Here is a 3,467-nt window from a genome sequence, read left to right on the forward strand (position 1 = left end):
GTGCCGTCCGGGCGGCCCAGCCGGGCCAGCGAGGCCAGCAGGGTCCATTCGACGTCGATCGCGAAGGCGGGCTCGTAGGTCGTGCAGCCCGGCTGCTCGAGCCCCACCGACGGGGTGGTGATCGACTGGTGCGCGCCGCCCTCCGGTGCGAGCGACACCCCGGACGGCGTGCCGACCAGGATCGACTGCCCGCCCGCGTAGATGCCGAACGACCAGGGCTCGAGCGCGCGCTCGACGAAGGGGTCGTAGAGCACCCCGATCGGCAGCAGGGGCTGCCCCCAGCGCGACCAGGTGGCCCCCAGCTCGCCGAGCGCCCCCACCAGGTTGCCCTCGGCGATGCCCAGCTCGATGTGCTGCCCCGTCGGCTTCTCCCGCCAGTGCAGGATGGTCTCCGGGTCGTCGTCGAACCAGTCGCGGCGCTCCGCCGGGGACCACACGCCGACCTTGTTCACCCAGCCGCCGAGGTTGGTCGAGGAGCTGACGTCCGGGCACAGGGTGATCACCCGGCGCGCGGCCTCGGGGGCCTCACGGGTGAGGTCCAGCAGGGCACGCCCCAGCGCCGCCTGGGTGGTCGCCCGGCCCGACGGCGTGCGGCCGATGTCCGTGGGCAGGGCAGGCGGTGCGACGGGTGCCACGGGCTCGCGACGCAGCCGCGCGGCCACCTCGGCACACAGCCGACCGGCCGCGTCGTCCTCCGGGAACCGCTGCCACGGGTCCTCCACGGACATGCCCGAGCGCTCCGCGAGCTCGGCCAGCTGCTCCGCGGAGAGCAGCGACGAGTGGTTCTGCGGGTGCCCCTCGCTGGCCAGCCCGTAGCCCTTCACCGTGTAGGCGAAGATCACCGTCGGACGGGTGTCGTCGATCTGGGCGAAGGCCTCGCGGACGGCGCCGAGGTCGTGGCCGCCGAGGTTGCGGATCGCGGAGTGCAGGGTGGCGTCGTCGAGGGTGGCGGTCAGCTCGGTCAGCTCCGGGCCGTCCGGGAGCCGTTCGCGCAGCTGGGCAGGGGTGCAGCGGAGCAGCCGCTGGTACTCCGGGTTGGACATCTCGTCGATCCGACGACGCAGCTCCGCGCCGCCGGGTCGGGTGAACAGCTCCTCCAGCAGCGCCCCGTACTTCACGGTGAGCACCTGCCAGCCCGCCGCGGCGAACATGCCCTGCAGCCGCGGCGCCCCGATGTTCGGCACGACCCGGTCGAGCGACTGCCGGTTGAGGTCGACGATCCACACGACCTCGCCCAGCTCGGCGACCATCGGGTCGAGGATGGCCTCCCAGACCGCGCCCTCGTCGAGCTCCGCGTCCCCGACCAGCGAGTACTGCCGCCCGGCTCCGGCCTGCTCGCCCAGCGTGGCGACGTACCGGCGGGCCAGCGCGCCCCAGATCGGCGCCGTGGCCCCGATCCCGACCGACCCGGTGGAGTAGTCGACGGGATCGGGGTCCTTCGACCGCGACGGGTAGCTCTGCAGCCCGCCGAACTCGCGCAGGGTCGTGAGGTAGCGCTCGTCCAGCTCGCCGAGCAGGTGGTTGACCGCGTGCAGCACCGGCGAGGCGTGCGGCTTCACCGAGACCCGGTCCCCCGCGCGGAGCTGCTCGAACCACAGCGCGGTCATGATCGTCGTCATCGAGGCCGACGACGCCTGGTGCCCGCCGACCTTCAGCCCCGTCGGGTTCGGGCGCACCCGGTTCGCGTGGTCGATGATCGCGGTGGCGAGCCACCGCACCCGCTGCTCGATCTGGCCGAGCACCGCCGCACGGTCGGTCGTGGCGGGGTCGGACGGTGCGGACGGCGCGGTCATCGAGACTCCTCCTGGTGGGCAGAGCAACGCCGCTAGAGCACCATCCACCCGTCCCGTGCACAACCGGGACTGCTCCCGGCGTGCAGAATGCACACCGAACAACCGAGACAGGCGGGAGCGACGAGCAGAGTGGACCCGATCGACGGCATCGACGCCCGGCTCCTGCGGGCGCTGGTCGCCAACCCCCGCGGCACCGCGCTCGCCCTTGCCGAGGCCGCGGGCCTGTCCCGCAACACCGTGCAGACCCGCCTCGCCCGGCTCGAGGAGCGCGGCGTGCTGCGCAGCGAGGAGCGCCGGATCGACCCGGCCGCCCTGGGCTACCCGCTCACCGCGTACGTCACGGTGACGGTGGTTCAGCGGCGGCTCACCCCGGTCGCGGACGCGTTGGCCGCGGTGCCCGAGGTCCTCGAGGTGCTCGGGATGACCGGCGAGGGCGACCTGCTGGTGCAGGCCGTCGCCAGGGACGCGGACGACCTCTACCGGATCGCGGGCCGCCTGCTGGCGATCGACGGCGTCGAGCGCACCACGACCAGCCTGGTGATGCGCCGCCTGGTGGACCACCGCGTGACCCAGCTCCTCTGACCCGCATCATGGAGCCACAACTGTCGTTCCGGGCCGCCCGGACGACGGTTGTGGCTCCATAATGCGGATCATGCTGTTGCCCTCCACCGAACGCCTCCTGCTCGCCCGGGTGGCCCGTGCCCAGCGGGACGGGCGGTGTCCGTCGCTGGTCGCAGGCGTCGTCCGGGACGGCGGGCTGGCCTGGTCCGCGGGCCGCGGCGCCGTCGAGGAGCCTGCCACGGACGTCCAGTACCGGCTCGGCTCGATCTCCAAGACGGTCTGCGCGATCACCGTGCTCCGGCTGCGCGACGAGGGCCTGCTCGACCTCTCCGACCCGCTCGAGCGCCACCTGCCCGGCACCCCGCTCGGCGACCGCACGCTGACCCAGCTGCTCTCCCACACCGGCGGTGTGACCAGCGAGAGCCCGGGGCCGTGGTGGGAGCGCACGCCCGGCGGCGACCTCGCGGCGCTCGGGCTCACCGAGGCCGACGGCGTACTGCCAGCGGGCCGCCGCTTCCACTACTCCAACCTGGGGTTCGGCCTGCTCGGCGAGCTCGTCGCGCGGGCCCGCGGGCGCAGCTGGGACGAGGTGGCGCGAGACGAGGTCCTCCACCCGCTCGGCATGCGCCGCACCACCCCCCGCCCCACGGGCCGCGCCGCCCAGGGCTACGCCGTGCATCCCTGGTCCGACGAGCTGCTGCCCGAGCCCGAGCACCACGCGGGGGTGATGGCCCCCGCGGGCCAGCTCTGGGCCACCGCCACCGACCTCGGCAGGCTCGGCGCCTTCCTCCTCGGCGACGGCGGCGACGTGCTCGGTCCCGCCACCATCGAGGAGATGACGCTGCCCGCCGGCGTCGACTTCTCCGGCCCGAACTGGTCGTCGTACGGGCTCGGTGTGCAGGTGCAGCGCCACGAGGGCCACACCCTCGTCGGGCACGGCGGCTCGATGCCCGGTTTCCTCGCCGGGCTCTGGGCCGACCGCGAGGACCGCATCGCCGCGCTCGCCCTCGCCAACGTGACCACCGGGCTCGACGGCGGCCTGCCCGCGGCCCTGGTCAGCGGGCTTCGCCAGGCCGGTGGCCATCTTGGCCCGCAGGGTGTTGTCGCCGATCC

Annotated in this window: 3 protein-coding genes; 2 read left to right on the plus strand and 1 reads right to left on the minus strand. The window is 74.1% G+C overall.

The window, feature by feature from the left end:
- On the minus strand, nt 1–1,793 hold a 1,793-nt coding region (locus tag H5J29_RS25685), incomplete at its 3' end, for a thiamine pyrophosphate-binding protein (protein ID WP_181783594.1).
- Between the two features lie 87 nt (nt 1,794–1,880).
- On the opposite strand from H5J29_RS25685, the gene H5J29_RS25690 reads away from it, so the two are divergent.
- Together H5J29_RS25690 and H5J29_RS25695 are read left to right on the plus strand one after the other, a co-directional pair.
- Complete coding sequence (locus H5J29_RS25690; RefSeq protein WP_181783595.1) at nt 1,881–2,375, plus strand: Lrp/AsnC family transcriptional regulator; 495 nt, start codon at nt 1,881–1,883, stop codon at nt 2,373–2,375.
- Nucleotides 2,376–2,445: 70 nt separating this feature from the next.
- Nucleotides 2,446–3,467: serine hydrolase domain-containing protein (locus H5J29_RS25695; RefSeq protein WP_220187931.1), on the plus strand; the 1,022-nt coding region annotated here is incomplete at its 3' end.

Source organism: Pseudonocardia pini, assembly GCF_013870575.1.
Lineage (GTDB): Bacteria > Actinomycetota > Actinomycetes > Mycobacteriales > Pseudonocardiaceae > Pseudonocardia > Pseudonocardia pini.